Origin of the sequence: Orenia metallireducens (assembly GCF_003001995.1) — a bacterium.
Taxonomy (GTDB): Bacteria; Bacillota; Halanaerobiia; order Halobacteroidales; family Halobacteroidaceae; genus Orenia; species Orenia metallireducens_B.
The window spans coordinates 19,115-36,833 of the sequence record NZ_PVNB01000025.1 but is presented as its reverse complement, the minus strand read 5'-3'; the positions used below and the strand labels follow the sequence as shown (position 1 = coordinate 36,833).

22 protein-coding genes are annotated in these 17,719 nt (G+C 33.4%); all 22 read left to right on the top strand.

All coding sequences use genetic code 11. The features are described from left to right. Positions 1 to 24 precede the first annotated feature (24 nt). The 22 genes from mutL (at position 25) to BX659_RS14690 (ending at position 17,708) form a co-directional block, all read left to right on the top strand. Positions 25 to 1,956: a DNA mismatch repair endonuclease MutL gene (gene mutL / locus BX659_RS14795; protein ID WP_097018842.1), complete on the top strand. Its 1,932-nt coding sequence runs from the start codon at positions 25 to 27 to the stop codon at positions 1,954 to 1,956. Between the two features lie 49 nt (positions 1,957 to 2,005). Next, on the top strand, positions 2,006 to 2,944 hold the full coding sequence (miaA, locus tag BX659_RS14790; RefSeq protein ID WP_097018841.1) for a tRNA (adenosine(37)-N6)-dimethylallyltransferase MiaA: 939 nt from the start codon (positions 2,006 to 2,008) through the stop codon (positions 2,942 to 2,944). 49 nt (positions 2,945 to 2,993) lie between these two features. Beyond that, a complete protein-coding gene (locus BX659_RS14785; protein ID WP_097018840.1) occupies positions 2,994 to 3,296 on the top strand; it encodes a hypothetical protein in 303 nt (100 codons plus the stop codon). Between the two features lie 229 nt (positions 3,297 to 3,525). After that, positions 3,526 to 4,488, top strand: a complete 963-nt coding sequence (locus BX659_RS14780) for an AAA family ATPase (protein ID WP_097018839.1) — start codon at positions 3,526 to 3,528, stop codon at positions 4,486 to 4,488. Positions 4,489 to 4,572: 84 nt separating this feature from the next. Then, positions 4,573 to 5,172: a GTPase gene (locus BX659_RS14775; RefSeq protein ID WP_097018838.1), complete on the top strand. Its 600-nt coding sequence runs from the start codon at positions 4,573 to 4,575 to the stop codon at positions 5,170 to 5,172. A gap of 9 nt (positions 5,173 to 5,181) precedes the next feature. Continuing rightward, positions 5,182 to 5,733, top strand: a complete 552-nt coding sequence (locus BX659_RS14770) for a hypothetical protein (RefSeq protein ID WP_097018837.1) — start codon at positions 5,182 to 5,184, stop codon at positions 5,731 to 5,733. Between the two features lie 107 nt (positions 5,734 to 5,840). After that, positions 5,841 to 6,038, top strand: a complete 198-nt coding sequence (locus BX659_RS14765; protein ID WP_097018836.1) for a hypothetical protein — start codon at positions 5,841 to 5,843, stop codon at positions 6,036 to 6,038. Between the two features lie 113 nt (positions 6,039 to 6,151). Continuing rightward, positions 6,152 to 6,382 (top strand): RNA chaperone Hfq, encoded by a 231-nt coding sequence (gene hfq / locus BX659_RS14760; RefSeq protein ID WP_097018835.1) that lies wholly within the window; start codon positions 6,152 to 6,154, stop codon positions 6,380 to 6,382. A gap of 228 nt (positions 6,383 to 6,610) precedes the next feature. Then, positions 6,611 to 7,267 carry a 4Fe-4S binding protein gene (locus BX659_RS14755; RefSeq protein ID WP_097018834.1) on the top strand — a complete coding sequence of 219 codons (657 nt, stop codon included), beginning with the start codon at positions 6,611 to 6,613 and terminating at the stop codon, positions 7,265 to 7,267. Positions 7,268 to 7,289: 22 nt separating this feature from the next. Next, positions 7,290 to 7,682: a helix-turn-helix transcriptional regulator gene (locus tag BX659_RS14750; protein WP_097018833.1), complete on the top strand. Its 393-nt coding sequence runs from the start codon at positions 7,290 to 7,292 to the stop codon at positions 7,680 to 7,682. 27 nt (positions 7,683 to 7,709) lie between these two features. Continuing rightward, the gene (locus BX659_RS14745; protein ID WP_097018832.1) at positions 7,710 to 8,228 is read left to right on the top strand and encodes a helix-turn-helix transcriptional regulator; all 519 of its coding nucleotides are present in this window, start codon (positions 7,710 to 7,712) and stop codon (positions 8,226 to 8,228) included. 78 nt (positions 8,229 to 8,306) lie between these two features. Next, the gene (locus BX659_RS14740; RefSeq protein ID WP_097018831.1) at positions 8,307 to 8,678 is read left to right on the top strand and encodes a RidA family protein; all 372 of its coding nucleotides are present in this window, start codon (positions 8,307 to 8,309) and stop codon (positions 8,676 to 8,678) included. 248 nt (positions 8,679 to 8,926) lie between these two features. Next, positions 8,927 to 9,619, top strand: a complete 693-nt coding sequence (locus BX659_RS14735) for an outer membrane protein assembly factor BamB family protein (RefSeq protein ID WP_097018830.1) — start codon at positions 8,927 to 8,929, stop codon at positions 9,617 to 9,619. A 280-nt stretch (positions 9,620 to 9,899) separates the two neighbouring features. Beyond that, positions 9,900 to 11,963, top strand: a complete 2,064-nt coding sequence (locus BX659_RS14730) for an RHS repeat domain-containing protein (protein ID WP_253250782.1) — start codon at positions 9,900 to 9,902, stop codon at positions 11,961 to 11,963. Positions 11,964 to 11,974: 11 nt separating this feature from the next. Further along, positions 11,975 to 12,247 (top strand): hypothetical protein, encoded by a 273-nt coding sequence (locus BX659_RS14725; protein ID WP_097018828.1) that lies wholly within the window; start codon positions 11,975 to 11,977, stop codon positions 12,245 to 12,247. A gap of 19 nt (positions 12,248 to 12,266) precedes the next feature. Continuing rightward, entirely contained in the window at positions 12,267 to 12,464 is a 198-nt protein-coding gene (locus tag BX659_RS14720; protein ID WP_097018827.1) for a hypothetical protein, read from the top strand. A gap of 93 nt (positions 12,465 to 12,557) precedes the next feature. Further along, positions 12,558 to 13,403 (top strand): RHS repeat-associated core domain-containing protein, encoded by an 846-nt coding sequence (locus BX659_RS14715; protein WP_097018826.1) that lies wholly within the window; start codon positions 12,558 to 12,560, stop codon positions 13,401 to 13,403. 269 nt (positions 13,404 to 13,672) lie between these two features. Next, complete coding sequence (locus tag BX659_RS14710; protein ID WP_097018825.1) at positions 13,673 to 14,041, top strand: hypothetical protein; 369 nt, start codon at positions 13,673 to 13,675, stop codon at positions 14,039 to 14,041. 367 nt (positions 14,042 to 14,408) lie between these two features. Continuing rightward, complete coding sequence (locus tag BX659_RS19480) at positions 14,409 to 15,311, top strand: RHS repeat-associated core domain-containing protein (RefSeq protein ID WP_097018824.1); 903 nt, start codon at positions 14,409 to 14,411, stop codon at positions 15,309 to 15,311. Positions 15,312 to 15,373: 62 nt separating this feature from the next. Beyond that, complete coding sequence (locus BX659_RS14700; RefSeq protein ID WP_097018823.1) at positions 15,374 to 15,985, top strand: hypothetical protein; 612 nt, start codon at positions 15,374 to 15,376, stop codon at positions 15,983 to 15,985. Between the two features lie 198 nt (positions 15,986 to 16,183). After that, positions 16,184 to 16,612, top strand: a complete 429-nt coding sequence (locus BX659_RS14695) for an RHS repeat-associated core domain-containing protein (protein ID WP_308871117.1) — start codon at positions 16,184 to 16,186, stop codon at positions 16,610 to 16,612. Positions 16,613 to 16,853: 241 nt separating this feature from the next. Next, entirely contained in the window at positions 16,854 to 17,708 is an 855-nt protein-coding gene (locus BX659_RS14690; protein ID WP_097018821.1) for an RHS repeat-associated core domain-containing protein, read from the top strand. Positions 17,709 to 17,719: the final 11 nt, after the last annotated feature.

Genomic DNA, 17,719 nt, shown 5'->3' with positions numbered 1-17,719 from the left:
ATTAAAAATTGGAGGTGAGATGATATGGGAAAGATTAGAGTCTTAGCAGAAGATGTAGCAAATAAGATAGCTGCTGGTGAGGTGATTGAACGACCAGCTTCAGTAGTTAAGGAGTTGGTGGAGAACTCGATAGATGCAGGGGCTAACAAGATTGAAGTTAAAGTAAAAAATGGTGGTAAGGATTGGATTCAAGTTATTGATAATGGGGAAGGGATGAGCCCTGATGATGCCAAATTGGCCTTTGAACGCCATGCTACCAGTAAGGTTGAGCGGGCAAATGACCTCTTTGCCTTAAGGACTTTAGGCTTTAGAGGTGAAGCCTTACCTAGTATTGCCTCGATATCTAGATTGAGCTTGACTACTAGAACTGAAGAGAGTTTAAGTGGGATTAAGCTAAGGTTAGTAGGAGGAGAGTTAGAGAAGGAGGAGAGCTGTGGTGCTCCCATTGGAAGTAATATTATCATTAAAGATCTTTTCTTTAATACTCCAGTCAGGTACAAATATCTAAAGCAGACTTCTACAGAGATTGGTCATATCAGTGATATTGTCAATAGATTAGCCCTATCTTATCCTGAGATTGCCTTTTATTTAGAGCATAATGGACGGAAGATTCTAGAGACTACAGGAAATAATAATTTATTGGATGTAATCTTTAGTATTTATGGTCGCCAAGTAGCCAAAGAGATGGTCAAGGTTGATTATTCAGATAGTTATATGGAAATTAAAGGTTATATCTCTAAGCCTACAGTGACCCGTTCTTCTCGCAAACACCAATCTTATTTTGTCAATGGTCGTTATGTTAAAAGTAACTTGATGAGTAAGGCGGTACAGGAGGCTTATCATACATTATTAACAGTACATCGCCAACCGATTGTGGTCTTGAGCTTGAAGTTGAATCCTATCTTGGTTGATGTAAATGTTCATCCTACTAAGCTAGAGGCGAAGTTTAGTCGTGCTGAGATGGTCTATGGATTGGTTAAAGAAGGGGTTAGTAGAGCAATTAAATCCAGTGATCTAGTTCCTAAGCTGAAATTAGCTAATAAACCAGAAAAGAGTAGAGATAACTATACCCAAAATGAATTGACTCTAGCTGTCGATAAGAAGTACAGATCTAAAAAGGAAGAAGGGAAATCTTCTCAAACAAAGCCTAAAGTAGAGAAGAATCAAGCTAAGTATCCGCAAAAGAATAAGGAGAGCAAAGAACTTCGAGCTAAAAAGATAGAGAAGTTATTACAGGTAGATGAAGATAAATTGATTTCATCTAAGATAGAGCCTATAAAAGAGACTGAGATAGAGGATAATATTAAGGAGACTGCTCAAGAATATAAACAAGATGATAATAGTTTAAATCAAGAGAAAGAAGTAGATTATAAAAAGGTTGAACTGAATTTAATTCCTATAGGTCAGATTCATCAGACCTATATTATTGCTCAAGGATTGGATGGGATGCATATTATCGATCAGCATGCAGCCCATGAACGGGTTCGCTATGAAGAGCTGATGGCAGAGTTTAAAGCTGGTGAGATCAAGACTCAAGAGCTATTGATTCCTATGAATTTAGATTTAACACATCAAGAGGTAGAGGTATTGAATGAAAATAAAGAGAAGATAGAGCAGCTAGGTTTTAGCTTAGAAAGCTTTGGAGGAAGTAGTTATATTGTCCGTGGTGTACCTACAGGACTCTATAATTTAAATGATGAAGAGTTAATCCGAGATTGTATAGATAAATTATTAGAAGAAGATGAACTGGGAGAAGCTTATGAATTAGTGGAAGATATCCTAATTATGATCTCCTGTAAGACAGCAATCAAAGCTGGTGATAAGCTATCGATTCAGGAGATGAATAGATTGATTGATGATATGGAACGTTATGGGGTGACCAATTGCCCCCATGGTCGTCCAGTAATGATGCAATTATCGAAAAAAGAGTTAGAGAAGGAGTTTAAAAGAACTTAGCTGCTAGCTAGTAGCTATTAACCGATAGCTAAAGGAAGGAAGTGATATTGTGCGAGAACCTATAGTAGCGATTGTAGGACCTACTGCTGTAGGCAAGACTAGACTGTCATTGACTTTAGCCCAAGAGCTGCAAGGTGAGATTATCTCGGCAGATTCGATGCAGGTCTATAAGAAGATGGATATCGGGACTGCTAAAGCATCTATAGAAGAGCAGAAGCTAGTGTCCCATCATTTAATAGATATTATCGAACCTGATGAAGAGTTCAGTGTTGCTGATTTTCAGGAGAAGGTCGATGAGTTGATTCCACAGATTTATGGACGGGGTAAGCTGCCAATGTTGGTAGGTGGTACAGGATTATATGTGCAAGCAGTAATCGAAGGCTTTGTCTTTCCAGAGATGGAGCCAGATTGGGAGTTAAGGGAGAGGTTGACTGCAGAAGCTGAGAAGAAAGGAACAGAGGTAGTCCACGATAAGTTAAGAGAGATAGATCCTAAGCTTGCTGATAAGCTACATCCAAATGATTTAAGAAGAGTAATTAGAGGGATTGAGGTCTATCAACAGACTGGTCAGACCAGCACCTATTTTCAACAGAAAGCTGCAAATACACCTCCTCGCTATCAAGCTGTTAAGATTGGTTTGAGACGAAAGCGGGATAGCCTATATAAGAGAATAAATCAGCGGGTCGATTTGATGATAAAAGAAGGATTAGTAGATGAGGTTAGAGAATTATATAAAGAAGGTTATAACCGTGACTTGATTTCGATGCAAGGTTTGGGATATAAAGAGATCATAGCTTACTTTGAAGGTGAATATAATTTAGAAGAAGCGATTAGACTGATTAAGAGGGATACTCGCCATTTTGCTAAGCGCCAATTCACTTGGTTTAAGCGTGATAAGAGTATTCATTGGTTTGATGTAGATCAATATGATTTTGATGATTTGCTCAATGAGGTTAGGGCGTTGATTGAGTCTAAGATGGAGCTTTAGATTAGGTATTTGAACTTAAACTCAGATTCTCGGGGGGTATAACTTCTCAATGAAGTATAATAAAGAGGTCAGTAAGCTAATACTTAAAATTAAAGAGAAGAAAGATGATCAGCAGGATAATATTTTAGTTGCAAGTAATGAAAATTTACGAGGACTGAAGTGCCCTGTCTGTGAATGTAGCATTGATGAGCATGAGAAATATGTCTATTGTTCAGTGATAGGTGCTTATATCTGTGATGTCTGTTGCCGTTATGAGTTGTGTAATGACTATAAGTTAGTCAATAAAGCTTTAGGTAAAGAGGTATTTAAAGATAATAATGAGATGATAATGTTGTGTCAATGTTGTGAATAAAAGAGGGCGATTGCCCTCTTTTTTTATTTATGGATAATTTTTTATTGATTTGAGATAAATGATGATGATTAATGAGGATGTCGGGACACTTTAATAATTAGTGACGGGTAACGAGCAAAAATCTCCTCACTGAATCTACATAATTAATTATTCAATCTAGAGCCAATCGGTAATTATACAACAACTCCAATCATATAGTATATAATAGAAACTATTTGGGGGGATTGTGATGCCCTTAAATAATAGTTCCAAAAAAAGGGAGATATTAAGAAGGTTAGAATTAGGAGATATTTCAATTATCAAGGCTTTTGAATTACTAAAGGAGCAAGAAGGCAGCAAAGAAGAGCAGAAGGTAGAGGGCTTAGGGCAAGATCCTATAGAAGAGATAGTCAAAGAGTTAAATACTATGATTGGACTTAATAATATCAAGGATTTAGTCAAACAACTTAGAGCTTTTGTGACTATTCAAAAGGAGAGAAAGAAGCAACAGTTAAAGGTTGATTCTTTGGTGATGCATATGATCTTTAAAGGAAATCCTGGTACTGGAAAGACTACAGTAGCTAGAATTTTGGCTAGATTATTTAAAGAGTTAGGGCTTTTAGATAAAGGGCATTTAAAGGAAGTAGAGCGGGCTGATTTAGTAGGGGAGTATATTGGGCATACAGCTCAGAAGACTAGAAAGATGGTGGAGTCAGCTTTAGGTGGGATTTTGTTCATTGATGAGGCCTATGCTTTGGCAAGAGGAGGCAATCGTGACTTTGGAAAAGAGGCAATAGATACCTTGGTTAAAGCGATGGAGGATAATCGCAAGAATTTGATTGTGATTTTGGCAGGTTATCCTAAAGAGATGGATTATTTCTTACAGAGTAATCCAGGATTGAATTCCCGTTTTCCTATTCAGGTAGATTTTGAGGATTATAATTTAGAAGAGTTGATTGAGATAGGTAATTTAATGGTCGAAGAACGGGAATATACCTTCTCGAAAGGTGCTGAAGCTAAGTTATATAGTATTTTAAGTAAGACAAGGCAAGGGGCAGGTGTAGAGGAGGGGAATGCCCGAACAGTCCGAAATTTAATTGAAGAGTCGATTAGAAATCAAGCAATTAGACTTGTTAGTAAAGAGAAGATTAGCAAAACAGATTTGATGACAATTACTAGAGAAGACCTTCCAAAGATTAAAGTGAATAATTGACGATTTACAATGTACAATTTTGAGCTGAGTTTGAAGAATAAATTATTAATTGTACATTGTAAATTGATTTATTGAGGTGAGATTATGACATCAGCGGTGATAGTAGGTCAACCCAATGTAGGTAAGACATCCTTTTTGATCAATTTTGCTTATTATCTAGGTGTAAAAGAGTTGAGATTTATGATTAAACAACCAGCAGGGTTTGTATCAACACGAACCTATCAGATAGAACAAGCCTATGATCAGTTAACCTCTACTAAGCCCCATAAGACCAATAGTATTCAGAGTATACAGCTTAGATTACCTGTTGGTAAACAGGATAAAGTTATTAGGCTGGTAGATAGCTGTGGCTTAATTGATGAGATACATCAGCAAGAATATATTAGAAAATCGATGGCAGAGACCTTACAGGAGCTGATGGTTAGTGAGATAGTTCTCCATATTGTTGACTTAAGTCAGCTATCTGCTAGACAGGAGCTGAGAAGAATTGATCAAGAGATCTATAATTTTTTAAAAAATAGAGCAGGATATAAGATTTTAGCAAATAAATTGGATTTAGATATTGGTCAAGAGAATTTAAATAAGTTAAATCAATTTGTCGATAAAAGATTGGTAGTACCTATTTCTGCGATTTATCAGGAGGGATTTGATCAGATTAAGGTCTTCTTATTAGATAATGTTTAGGAGGATATAATGGAGACACTTAACAATATTACTGTTATTTTCTTAACGGGTCTGGTGATTAAATTGATGGATGACTATTTAGACCAAGAGCTTGATAGAATGAATGGTAGACAGACCTTAGCAATGAGATTAGATAGAGGGACTTTACCTTATGCTTTGATCTTGTTGACCTTTGCTGTACTGATAGATTATCAATTAGCAATAGCCTTATTTTGGTCAAGTTATATTGTGGGGATGGGAATGGATACCAATAGATTACCAACAGGCTTGAAGAGTTATCAAGAGGTTATGATTATGGTGGTTTTTGGCTTTTTAGTCTTAGATTATAATCTTTTTCTATTCTCTATCTCAATTATTACTTTTGTCCAATTAAGTGATGATTATATAGATTATTATTTAGAGGAGTATATTAATCGTGATAATTTTATTAATTACTTAGGTAAGGTAGGTACTATCTTATTGGCTACAATTGCTTTAGTTATTTCTTTAACTATAGATTGGCAGATGTCTATTTTGGTAGCCCTAATTGCTAATATTGTGGTTTGGATACTCCATAGGTGAGAAGCAATAAGGAGTGATGAGTGACTAGTAATGAGTAGTGATTAAAGAAAAGATATATATGTTAAAAATTAAAGATAGAATCAACTTCTAAACAGGGGGTGTAGTTTTTGGAGTTTAAATATATCCTCTTATTAACATTAATTTCATTAGCTATAGGCTATTTTGGGGGGAGATATGTTGGTTATAAGGAAGGGCTAAAAGAGGGAAGAAACTCAACCCCACTAGCATTGAGAAAAGAGAGTTTAGAAGAGGGAGTATGTGTATTATGTAATGAAAAATTTGAATTAGATGCAAAGGATTCTTAGTTAGGGAATAATATAAAGGATTTATATCAAATAGAGGAAAAAATAATTTGATAGAGAATGTATGATTATAACTTGGGGCTAAATTTTATCTTAGATAAGAGGAGGAAATATTAATGAAAAACCAGATTAACTTGCAGGATACTTTCTTAAATGAAGTGAGAAAAGAGAAGACCAAAGTAACTATCTTCTTAGTCAATGGTGTTCGTTTGGCAGGCTTGGTGGAGGGCTTTGATAATTTTACTATTATTTTAAGAGCTGATGGCAAACAGGAGATGGTTTATAAACATGCTATTTCGACTATAGTCCCAGAGCAAGAGGTTAAGAGTCTATTTAAAAGTGAGTAAGGTTTGCTTTACTATAGATATTTGAGGTTGATGGCTGTTTAGCTGTCGACCTTTTTTATTATAATTTTTGATTGATAAAGTATATAGAGATTAAAACAGTAACGAGAAGGAGTTCTTACTCGTCACTTATTACTGGTTACTAAAGTATAATAATATACTTATAAAAAGATTATTAATACTGAAAAATTATATTCTATATTAAAAACCTTTAATTAGGAGGTCGATATAATGGATAAAAAAGTAGATTCATTAATTAAGATATTAGATAGTCTAGCAATTTACAAATGGGGAATTTCTTCTGTCCCAAAATCAAATAAGTTTTATCACGACTATTCTTATGCTATCTCTTTGATTTTAAACTATGATTATGATTTAGAGGATTATAATCCTAGAGATTTTCATGATTTCTTAATATTTAATATTAGAGATGAACTAAAAAGTTCAATTGGAATTGTAGAAGATCACTTAAAAGAAGAAGGCATAGATTATTATGTTGTATCTAATATGCAGAAAGATAAGAAGTTAGCTATAGGAGAATATTCACATAAGATGGCAGCAGTAAGGGCTGGTCTTGGCTGGATTGGTAAGAATGCATTATTAATCACCAAAGGATATGGTCCTAGAGTAAGGTTAGCTACAATATTGGTTAATTTAGATTTACCTGTGAGTAAAAAAGTAGACTATGATGGCTGTGGTAGTTGTAATCTATGTGTCAATATTTGTCCAACTAACTGTATAGTAGATGTTAATTGGAGTAATGGATTAAAAAGAGAGGATAAGATTAATATTTTTAATTGTATAGACAAAAATGAAAGTAGAGAGGGGCATATTTGTGGATTATGCTTGGTGGTATGTCCAGTTGGGGGAGAAAAATGGTTAATATAGATTATAAAAAAGGAGCCATACCATGAAAATAGATCGCTTACTATCAATAGTAATTTACATACTCAATCGAGAAGTTGTCAGTGCTAGTGACCTTGCTGAGAAATTTGAAGTTTCGGTGCGAACAATCCGGAGGGATATAGATTCCTTGACCTTAGCAGGGATTCCAATCTACTCCATACAAGGCTCTTTAGGTGGTTATGCAATTATAGATAGCTTTAAATTGGATAAGCAGTTGATGAGTCTAGATGATTTCTTCTTTATTATTAAAGCTTTGAAGGGTTTATCTTCAGCCTATGATAACAAGGCGATTGAAGGTGCTTTAGAGAAGATAGCAGCTATCTTACCAGAAGAGAAGAATACTCTTTTAAAGCAACGGAATTCACAATTAGATCTCGATTTGAGTGTCTTAAGATAGCCAGCCAAGGTAGATGATTATTTAGCTTTGCTTCAAAGAGCTATTGCTGATAAGAGAGTTTTAGAGTTTGATTATACCAATGCCAATCATAATAAAAGTTCTAGAAAGGTAGAACCTCTTTCTTTGAGCTTTAAATGGTATGCTTGGTATCTTTTCTGCTTCTGTCAAGAAAGAGAAGATTATCGCACCTTTCGAGTCTCGCGAATAAGGAATTTGAGGCTGATAGATAAGGGTTTTAGTAGAGAGTATGAGAAGCTAGATGAATTAATCAAAGAGCACCAGAGCCTTGATAGCAGAGAATATCTTGATTTAAAATTGTTATGCAAAGAAGAGATTAGAGTTTCTGTGGAAGATTATTTTGCTAATGGAGAGATAAGTGAAGAAGGTGATGGTTTTTTTATCTTAGAAATTTCCTTACCTAAGAATGAACAGTTCTGGTTTGGGATGCTGTTAAGTTATGGAGATAAGATAAAAGTCTTAGAGCCAGCTTCATTACAGGATAAAATCATGGAGAAAGTAAGAGAGCTAGAGAAATTATATCAATAAATTTAGTATATAGGACATACTGGTGTCAGATATCCCTTGCTATAATTATTATAGAATAGTTATTAGGAGGGATTTTTAATGTTAAAGAAGGTTGCTTTACATAAGGTGGAGGAGTGGACTTATTCTGCTTATGTAGTAGCAGGAGATTTTATCTATACTGCACATATTGGAGGAGTTCGTGATGAGCAAGGAAATAAGTTGGATACGATTGAAGAACAGACTAAGCAGAGTTTAGAGAATTTAAAAGCTATTTTAGAGCAGGAAGGAGTTACTTTAAATGATGTTGTAAAAACAACAGTTTATCTTAAAAATATTGATGATTTTAAAAGCATGCGAGATATTTATAGAGATTATTTTAGTGATGGATACCCTGCTCGGATGACAGCTACTACTGAGTTTATTGAAGATGATTGTTTAATACAGGTTGTAGCTGTGGCTTATAAATCTTAAAAATAATTCTTATTATCTTAAACACCCCTTTAAAGGGGTGTTTTTCAATTCAAGCCAGTTTGATTATTGGTTTAATTAACCATAGACCGGTAAAGTTAATCAAACTATACCAATTAATGTTACAAAATAATGAAAAAAATAAAAAAATTAATTTTTTTGTTGATATAAAGAAGGATTTTAGAATTAAACCGAGAAATTAATGACCAGCTAGTCAGTTTATACAATTAAAAGAAGGGTAGGGAATTTGAGTGTTTAATAAGAGAATGTTTATGATTATGTTGATGTTGGTCTTTATGTCAGTTTCTAATGTAATGGCAGAGGTTGGAGATATAGTACAAGATGGTGGAGCTATCTATTCAGTAGCTAGAGATGGTGAGCTGAATTGGAGTTATACTTATAGCAAGTATAATCAAGCTAAGAAGATAGCAGCAGATACTACTCCAGCTGTAGCTGATGAGATGATTTACTTTACTGATAATAAGTACTTCTTATATGCAATTGATGCAACTGGTGATTTGAAGTGGCAATTTGCTATCTTCAAGAATGCCAAGTTGACCTCACCAGTAGTAGCAAGTGATGGGACTATCTTGGTAGGGACTAGTACAGGTACTTTATATGCTGTTGAAGCAGATAGTCAGTTGAAGTGGGAGTTTGAAGTTCCAGTAGAGGATAATAATGATAGAAGTCTGATTTTAGCTGATGATGAGGATGAGAAATTAGCGTTAACTGATTTAGCAGTAGCTGAAGATGGCACTGTCTACTTTGGTGTAGAGAATGGTTTCTTATATGCGCTAAATAGTGATGGAGAAGAGAAATGGAGTATCAAATTAGCTGGTAGTGGAGAATTAAAGGCTCCAGTAGTAGCTGAAGATGGGACTATCTCCATTAGTACAACAACTGGTAAATCCTATGTAGTAACAGCAAGAGGTAAATTACAATAATAATTAAATTTATAAGTGTATAAGACTAGCAGAATAAAAGAAGAAGGGCTCTCAAAGAAGAGCCCTTCTTCTTTATTTTATTGAGTAGTTCATAATCAAAAAGCGTCTAGCAATTTATTATGATGATGGAGAGGTAGATTGGAGTAATGCCAATGACTTTGATACTAGTAAAGAAGGGTGGCAACATATTGTAGCTGAGATCACACCTGATAAAGCCTTTAGTCAAGTAGAGGTTTACTTCTATTACTATAACCAGACAGGAACAGCCTGGTTTGATGCTATGAGACTAGAGAAGAATGCTTCAATAACTGCCTATAGCTATGATGAAGGTAAGAATTATGTAACTAGTATCACTGACCCTTTAGATAATACAATCTTCTATGACTATGATGATTTAGGTAATCTGACTAGCTATACTGATGCTAAAGGAAATAGTACCACTTATAATTATGATTTAAGAAATCTATTGACCGAAGTAGTTGACCCTAACTCAAATCAGACCCTCTATGACTATGATTCAGCTGGGAATTTAGTCACAGTCACTGATGCTAAGAATAATCAAAGCAGTTATAGCTATAATGAATTTAATCTCTTAAGTAGTATTACTAATCCCCTTAGTCAGACTATCAGCTTTGAATATGATGATGTAGGTAACAGAACTGAAACCACCTATCCTACAGGGAATCAGCTATCCTATGCTTATAATCAGCTTAATCGCTTAATTGAAGTCTACTATGATGGTCTGAAACGCTGGGACTTTGCCTATGATCGCAATGGTAATCTCACTACAGTCAGTGATTTAGCTACAACTGATACTCTAACCTATAACTCCTTAAATCAGCTAATTGGAATCTATTATTATTATGGATATCGAGCTGAATTTACCTATGATGAACGGGGCAATGTCTCATCTGCTCTCTGTAATAATGGCAGTTATACCACCTTTGACTATGATGCTGCCAATCGCTTACAGCTAGTTAGAAATTATAGTGGTAATGGAGAGTTCTTTGCTCCTGTAGGTGAATTATTGGAGGAGTTTGAATATAACTATGATGCCAATGGTAATCGCACTAGTGTGACTACCACTCAAGGAAGCGTCAGCTATCAGTATGATGATTTAAATCGCTTAGTAGAAGAGACTCTACTAGATGGTACTGTGATCAACTATAGCTATGACAGTGTCGGCAATCGGACTGAGAAATCAGTCACTCAAGATAATAGTACCACTACCACCAATTATAGCTATAATGATGCCAATGAACTAATCACTGTCGATAATCAAGAATATATCTACGACGAGAATGGTAACCTAATCAATAATGGAGAATATCTCTTTAGCTACAATGCCAACAATCGTCTAATTGAGGTAACGGATAGCACAGGAGCTACTATTGCTACTTACACCTATGACTATCAAGGTCTCCGCAAGTCTAAAACCACTGCTGAGGGTACTATCAACTATTACTATGATCTCCAAGGACGTCTGATCTACGAAACTAATCAGAGTGGCACCATGATTGCTGATTATACCTATGATGCCCAGAATAACCCTGTAACTATGACTAGAAGTGGAATCACCTACTATTATCATTTGAACGGTCATGGTGATGTAATCGCTTTAAGTGATGAGAATGGTCAGGTAGTAGCCGAGTATGACTATGATGCTTGGGGTAATATTCTATCACAAAGTGGTAGTATGGCAGAGATTAATCCATATCGTTATGCAGGGTATTATTATGATGAAGAGACAGGACTCTACTATTTAAGAACAAGGTACTATGATTCTGAGATTGGGAGATTTATCCGTCGGGATACAATGAAGAAATTTGATGATGAAGAGTTTAGAAGAGACCCACAGTCTTTGAATAGATATCTCTATACTCAGAATAATCCTGTGATGTATACTGATCCTAGTGGTTTATACTCTTTTTGGGATGATCTTATTGGTGGTTTTTGGCAAGCATTTGGAGGTGCAGGTCAATTTGTTACTGGAGCTTCCATTAGTTCTTCTGGCTATGGTGCTATTATAGGTATACCATTAATTGCCCATGGAGCAGGAAATTTTTTTGGAGGAATTGGTAAGATGTTAGGTCAAAAAGATAGATGGAATTTGACTAAAAATATAATTTATATGGGAAATGATACTGTATATGTTACTGTGGATACAATACTTACTATGATGACTTTAGTAACTGGTTATCCTGATATTTTTGAAGAATATATATATTCAGCAAGTATATTGGATGAACTAAAACCAATTCCTGAAGCCAAATGGGCTTATGGTCAATTATATAATGATTTAAAAACACTAATTGGAGCTGGAATAGATAAATTATCTGATTAAGGTGGGAGTCTATGTATAATAAAACTCGTATAATAATTATGCTTATAATGACTATATTCTTTATTTATGGTATTATATCTTTAGAAACAGCAGTAATAGCAGATAAAATTTGGCTTATTTTTATTTTATTGTTCTTGATGTATACAGGTATAATCGAGGGAGAAAAATTGGAAAGAAAAAAACAAACTTTTCGTGAAGGACATTTTAATTTAGCATGGAAAGTAATACTTTTTGCAGCTATAACATATGCAATTAGATTGATTGTAGAGAGAGTTGTTCTATAAGCTAAATTTAGGAGGTAATATGTTTAGTAACTTTATAGAAATTATCCACAATATACTACTCTACTCTTTGGGTTTTATGGGGTTAATTGGAGGATATCAGGTACTAAAAAATAAGTATCAAAATACAGCGGATAAAGCTATGTTTTGGTTAAAAATTATCTTAGTAGTTCTAGGATTAATCTCACCACTTATTGTATTATTGTTAACAGAGCCTTAAAAGAATCTAGATGATAGCTTAGACTATCATCTAGATTCTTTATTCATTTATATGGTCAAGAATATATCTACGGTGATAATGGTAACTTAATCAATAACGGGGAATATCCCTTCAACTATAACAGCAACAGTTGTCTATTATCACTATGACCAACGGGGTCATCTGCTTGATCACTCTGATAAAGCAGGTAATGTATTAGCCGAGTATGACTATGATGCTTGGGGTAATATTCTATCACAAAGTGGTAGTATGGCAGAGATTAATCCATATCGTTATGCAGGGTATTATTATGATGAAGAGACAGGACTCTACTATTTAAGAGCAAGGTACTATGACCCTGAGATTGGAAGATTTATTCGTAGGGATACAGTACAGAAGATAAATCAATATGCTTATGCAGAGAATAATCCTGTGATGTTAATGGATTCTAATGGTAATTGGGCTATAACTATTCCCTATGCAAATACCTATAATTTTGCTAGAAATGTACTGTCAATAGGTGCTGCCGCTTATTTATTACCTAGAAATTATGATTTATCTTATAAATTATTTAATCATGGTTTATTTGGATATGGGCAAGACCTTTATTTTGGTCAAGATAGTTTATTAGCTCAAAAGGTTTCTCAATCAAATAAATTTAGAACTAAATTAAAAAAAGAGATTGGAAATAGAAGTTGGTTTTCTTTCAATAGTTCAATCGAATTTGAAACAGGAGATTTATATTATGCTATACAACATGCAAGTTATAATGTATGGGGCTATAGGCACTACAGTGGAAAATTAAAGGTTTATGTATCTATGGGAGATATATATGATTTTACTGAGGAAAGACCATGGGAAGGATTTTCTAATTATGCTAATAATTTAGGTTATTATAGTCAAAAAACTGGTGTAATTACTGAATATGAGTGGAAAGCAGATTTTATCATATACATTTAAAATAAACCTATTTCATTACTAATCATATTAGTTGTTATATAAGTGAGAAGTTTTAATTAAAACTTCTCACTTATTAAATTAAGCAATTATTATAGTCAAAAATCTTATAAATGATCTAGTTTTAGATAGGAGAGGAGTAGATTAAAATTAATTTTAATTATAGAAAAAAGATAATTATATTACTATTAATAATACTACTGATAACACTATGCTTACCATTAATTTACAAGTGGTATGAACTCAATTTTACCAAATATGCTTACTGGGATATGTATGTTAGGATATATAATCTTAAAGTACCTAAACCAGAAGATGTTACAAAAGAATTTTATAAACTTGGTCCTCAAGGTGAAGGAGAGACCTACACTATATTAACTTATAATCAAGAAAATTTAGAAGAAGTAAGAAAAGCAGACATTTGGGATAAAATAACTGATAATAATTATAAGCAATTAAAAGAAAGAGTTAATGAATTTCAAACTCATGTAATAAACACTTGGGATAAAGATCCCTTTAAAGAATATCCTTTCCTCATAGAAGAAAATAACCTATATTATTTAAAACTAAAAGAAGATAATAGTTGGATGTTAGCTACTTTAAAGGAAGACAAAATATATGTAATTGAAGAATCTTGGTGATTTAGATAAGATTAATTTGAATATTAAATAGCTTTGAATAGTAGATGATAATTAATTATCATCTAGGTATTTTTATTGTTACATTACCAATTATACCTACAATACTGCCAATGAACTAATTACTGTCAATGACCAAGAATATATCTACGACGACAATGGTAACCTAATCAATAATGGAGAATACCTCTTTAGCTACAACGCCAATAATCGCTTAATCGAGGTAGAGGATAGCTCAGGAACTACTATCGCCACCTACACCTATGACTATCGAGGTCTTCGCAAGTCCAAGACTACTACCGAAGGAACTATCCATTATCACTATGATATTCAAGGTCGTCTGATTTACGAAACTAATGAGATTGGCACCATGATTGCTGATTATACCTATGATGCTCAGAATAACCCTGTAACTATGACTAGAAATGGAATCACCTACTACTATCACTTGAACGGTCATGATGATGTAATCGCCTTAAGTGATGAAAATGGTCAGGTTGTAGCTGAGTATGACTATGATGCTTGGGGTAATATCTTATCACAGAGTGGAAGTATGGCAGAGGAGAATCCATATCGCTATGCAGGATGCTATTATGATGAGGAAACGGGATTGTATTATCTTCGAGCGAGGTATTATGACCCTGAGATTGGAAGATTTATTCGTCGAGATACAGTACAGAAGATAAATCAATATGCTTATGCAGAGAATAATCCTGTGATGTTAATTGACCCTAGTGGTTTAGACAGAATTTATTATAATTCAAAAGGTAAAGTAATAAAAAGAATACAATCTTTTTGGAACAGTTATTATATTCAATCATCAGATGGTTCAAATTTTTGGAGATTAGAGGGGTCATTGGGAGATAATTATGCAGGTCTTATTGAAAATGGAGATGAAATTTTTTGGGATTTTGTTAATCAACGAAAAGGGAATCCATTAATACCGTGGATGTTTACAATTAGTGAAGTCTTAAAGAAATCACCAAGCGGAGCAGATTGGGATATGAAGAAAAACTATATTAATAAAGTATTTATCTTTCAAGATCAGGCTTATAAAGCTGATACAATAGGAAATATTGCATGGGGATATATTATGGCATCAAGAGGTTGGCCATTAGGTATATCTTTAATGGGTGGTGGTTTTGCTCAAACTATTTTAGATAATACCACAACTTTAGGATTTTGGTTAACTAATTTTATAAATTTAGGTGATGACCCTAGAGATTCAAGAGCTATTAGAATGGGATATCAGCTTTATTGGTCTGGTGAATAATAGTAAACAGCAAAATTTTAAATATAAATTAAATGTTTCTGCTAATTATTAGGAGGAATATCGTGACTAATAAAAATAAAATTATTTTCAAAAGTGTAATAACAGTTATTGCTATACTTCTAATTATCTCCAATTTTGTTATTGACAATCCAGATAAAAGAGAAAAAAAAGCAGTTAAATTATTAACAGTTAATCAAGCTGTTTATTTAAAATATCTAAGAGAATTTATGAAATATGATACTATAATTTCAATTTCTTATTCTAAAGATCGTTGGGTATTTAACTATTATCCTTATAATAGAGATGTTAAACTTTTTAAAACCCTAATTATAAACGAAAAAGAGAATAAGTATTTTAACTATGAGGATATAAATTTTGAATCTTTAGAAGAAGCACTATCATCAATTGAACTGACAAAGAAAGAATTAAATTACTGGAAGAAATTCTTTAGTAGTTACAATTTTCATTCTATTAGTTCCCCTATTTTTGAAAATTTTGTGATATTAACAATAGATAGATTTCATATTGTTCCCCATGGATATATGTATATACCTAAGGTTAATGAACATCATTGGATTTATAATGAGATTCCAGGAAAGTTGCGTGGAAACAAAAACTCAAATTATAATATTATAACCCATATTAAAGGAAATTGGTTTTATTTTGATGGTTAGGAGGTAGAACGTTAGGTAGTTAGGCAGTTCCTAATCATCTAGCCACCTACCTCCTAAATATCGATTTTTTCTATCTATAGCGGCATGGTTAAATTTTAAAAAGGCATAAGAGAATTAATTCTCTTATGCCTTTTTAGTAGCTATCGATAATCAAGAATATATCTATGATGAAAATGGCAACCTAGATAATAATGGAGAATTGGTCGCTTTATTAATCGGGATACAATGAAGAAGTTTGATGATGAAGAGTTTAGAAGAGATCCACAGTTTTTGAATAGATATGCTTATGTGCAGAATAATCCTGTGATGTATACTGATCCTAGTGGGAGGTTTACTTTGTCTGTAGCAGCCTACTTTATTGGGAAAGCTATATTTTATGGTACTTTAGGATATGGAGTTTATTTAATTGGACGCTATGGTTGGAAGAATGCATATAAACATTTTAACTTTAAAGATTGGGCATGGAATGTAGCTTCAGCTGCAGTTTTAAGTCTTCCTGTTCCTATAATACAAACAGCAGCTAGAATATTTTTTAGGGATAGTATAATTTATAAAGCAATTTATGGTATTAGTTGGGGTTCAGCAATTACTGCAGCTACTTGGGTAGCTAAAAAAATTTATAGATAATTTAGGTGATTACAATATTTGAAAAAATATTAAATTCAATTATTAAGATAATTTTATGCTTTATTTTATTAAAACTTGCTGCCAAATGGTCTAATGAAAAATCTGTATACATGATGTTATCATTATTAATAGCAATGTATATTATAGGACCATTGATAGTGAAAATTGTAAAATTTATTTATAGGTTAGTAAAATAAAATATGAATCAAAGTAGGGTATAAAACAGAATAACCCTGTAACTATGACTAGAAGTGGAATCACCTACTATTATCATTTGAACGGTCATGGTGATGTCATTGCTCTCAGTGATGAGCTAGGTAATATAGTAGCCCAGTATGACTATGATGCTTGGGGTAATATTCTATCGCAGAGTGGAAGTATGGCAACAGAGAACCCATATGGATATGCAGGTTACTATTATGATGAAGAGACGGGACTCTACTATTTAAGAGCAAGGTACTATGACCCTGAGATTGGAAGATTTATTCGTAGGGATACAGTACAGAAGATAAATCAATATGCTTATGCAGAGAATAATCCTGTGATGTTAATTGACCCTAGTGGACATTATTGGAAGTCAGTTCTCAGTCTATTTGGTATAGAGCACTTAGAGCAAACTACAACTGGTTATATGATGTATAGTCCATTAATGAATTATTTTGAAGGAGGTATTGGAGGAGATATTGATGACATCGGTATATTTTCCTCTTTTATATTCCCAAATGTTATGAATTATCAATCAAGGCTATTTGTTAACATAGATACCAAATCCTTTAAAAATGATAATCTAGTAAATATCAGTGATTATATAAATTTGAGTAGTGGTAGTAACAATGTAGTAGGAAGAACAATTAATGTCTATGTTGATAGTCCACAGGGTGAATGGTTATATTCATCAAAATATAATCCTTTTGTAAGTGAAGGATACTCTAATGCTTTGGATGCTGATGAAGATGATGAATTAAGTGTATTTATCCCTAAAGGTATTACAGTTTCAAGGATTGAATTAACCACTCATGTTCTAATGAAAGGTAACCTACTTTATCCTTATAGAGCCAATAAAATTAATATTTATTTACCAGGATTTGTTCAATAAGAGGGGGAAAT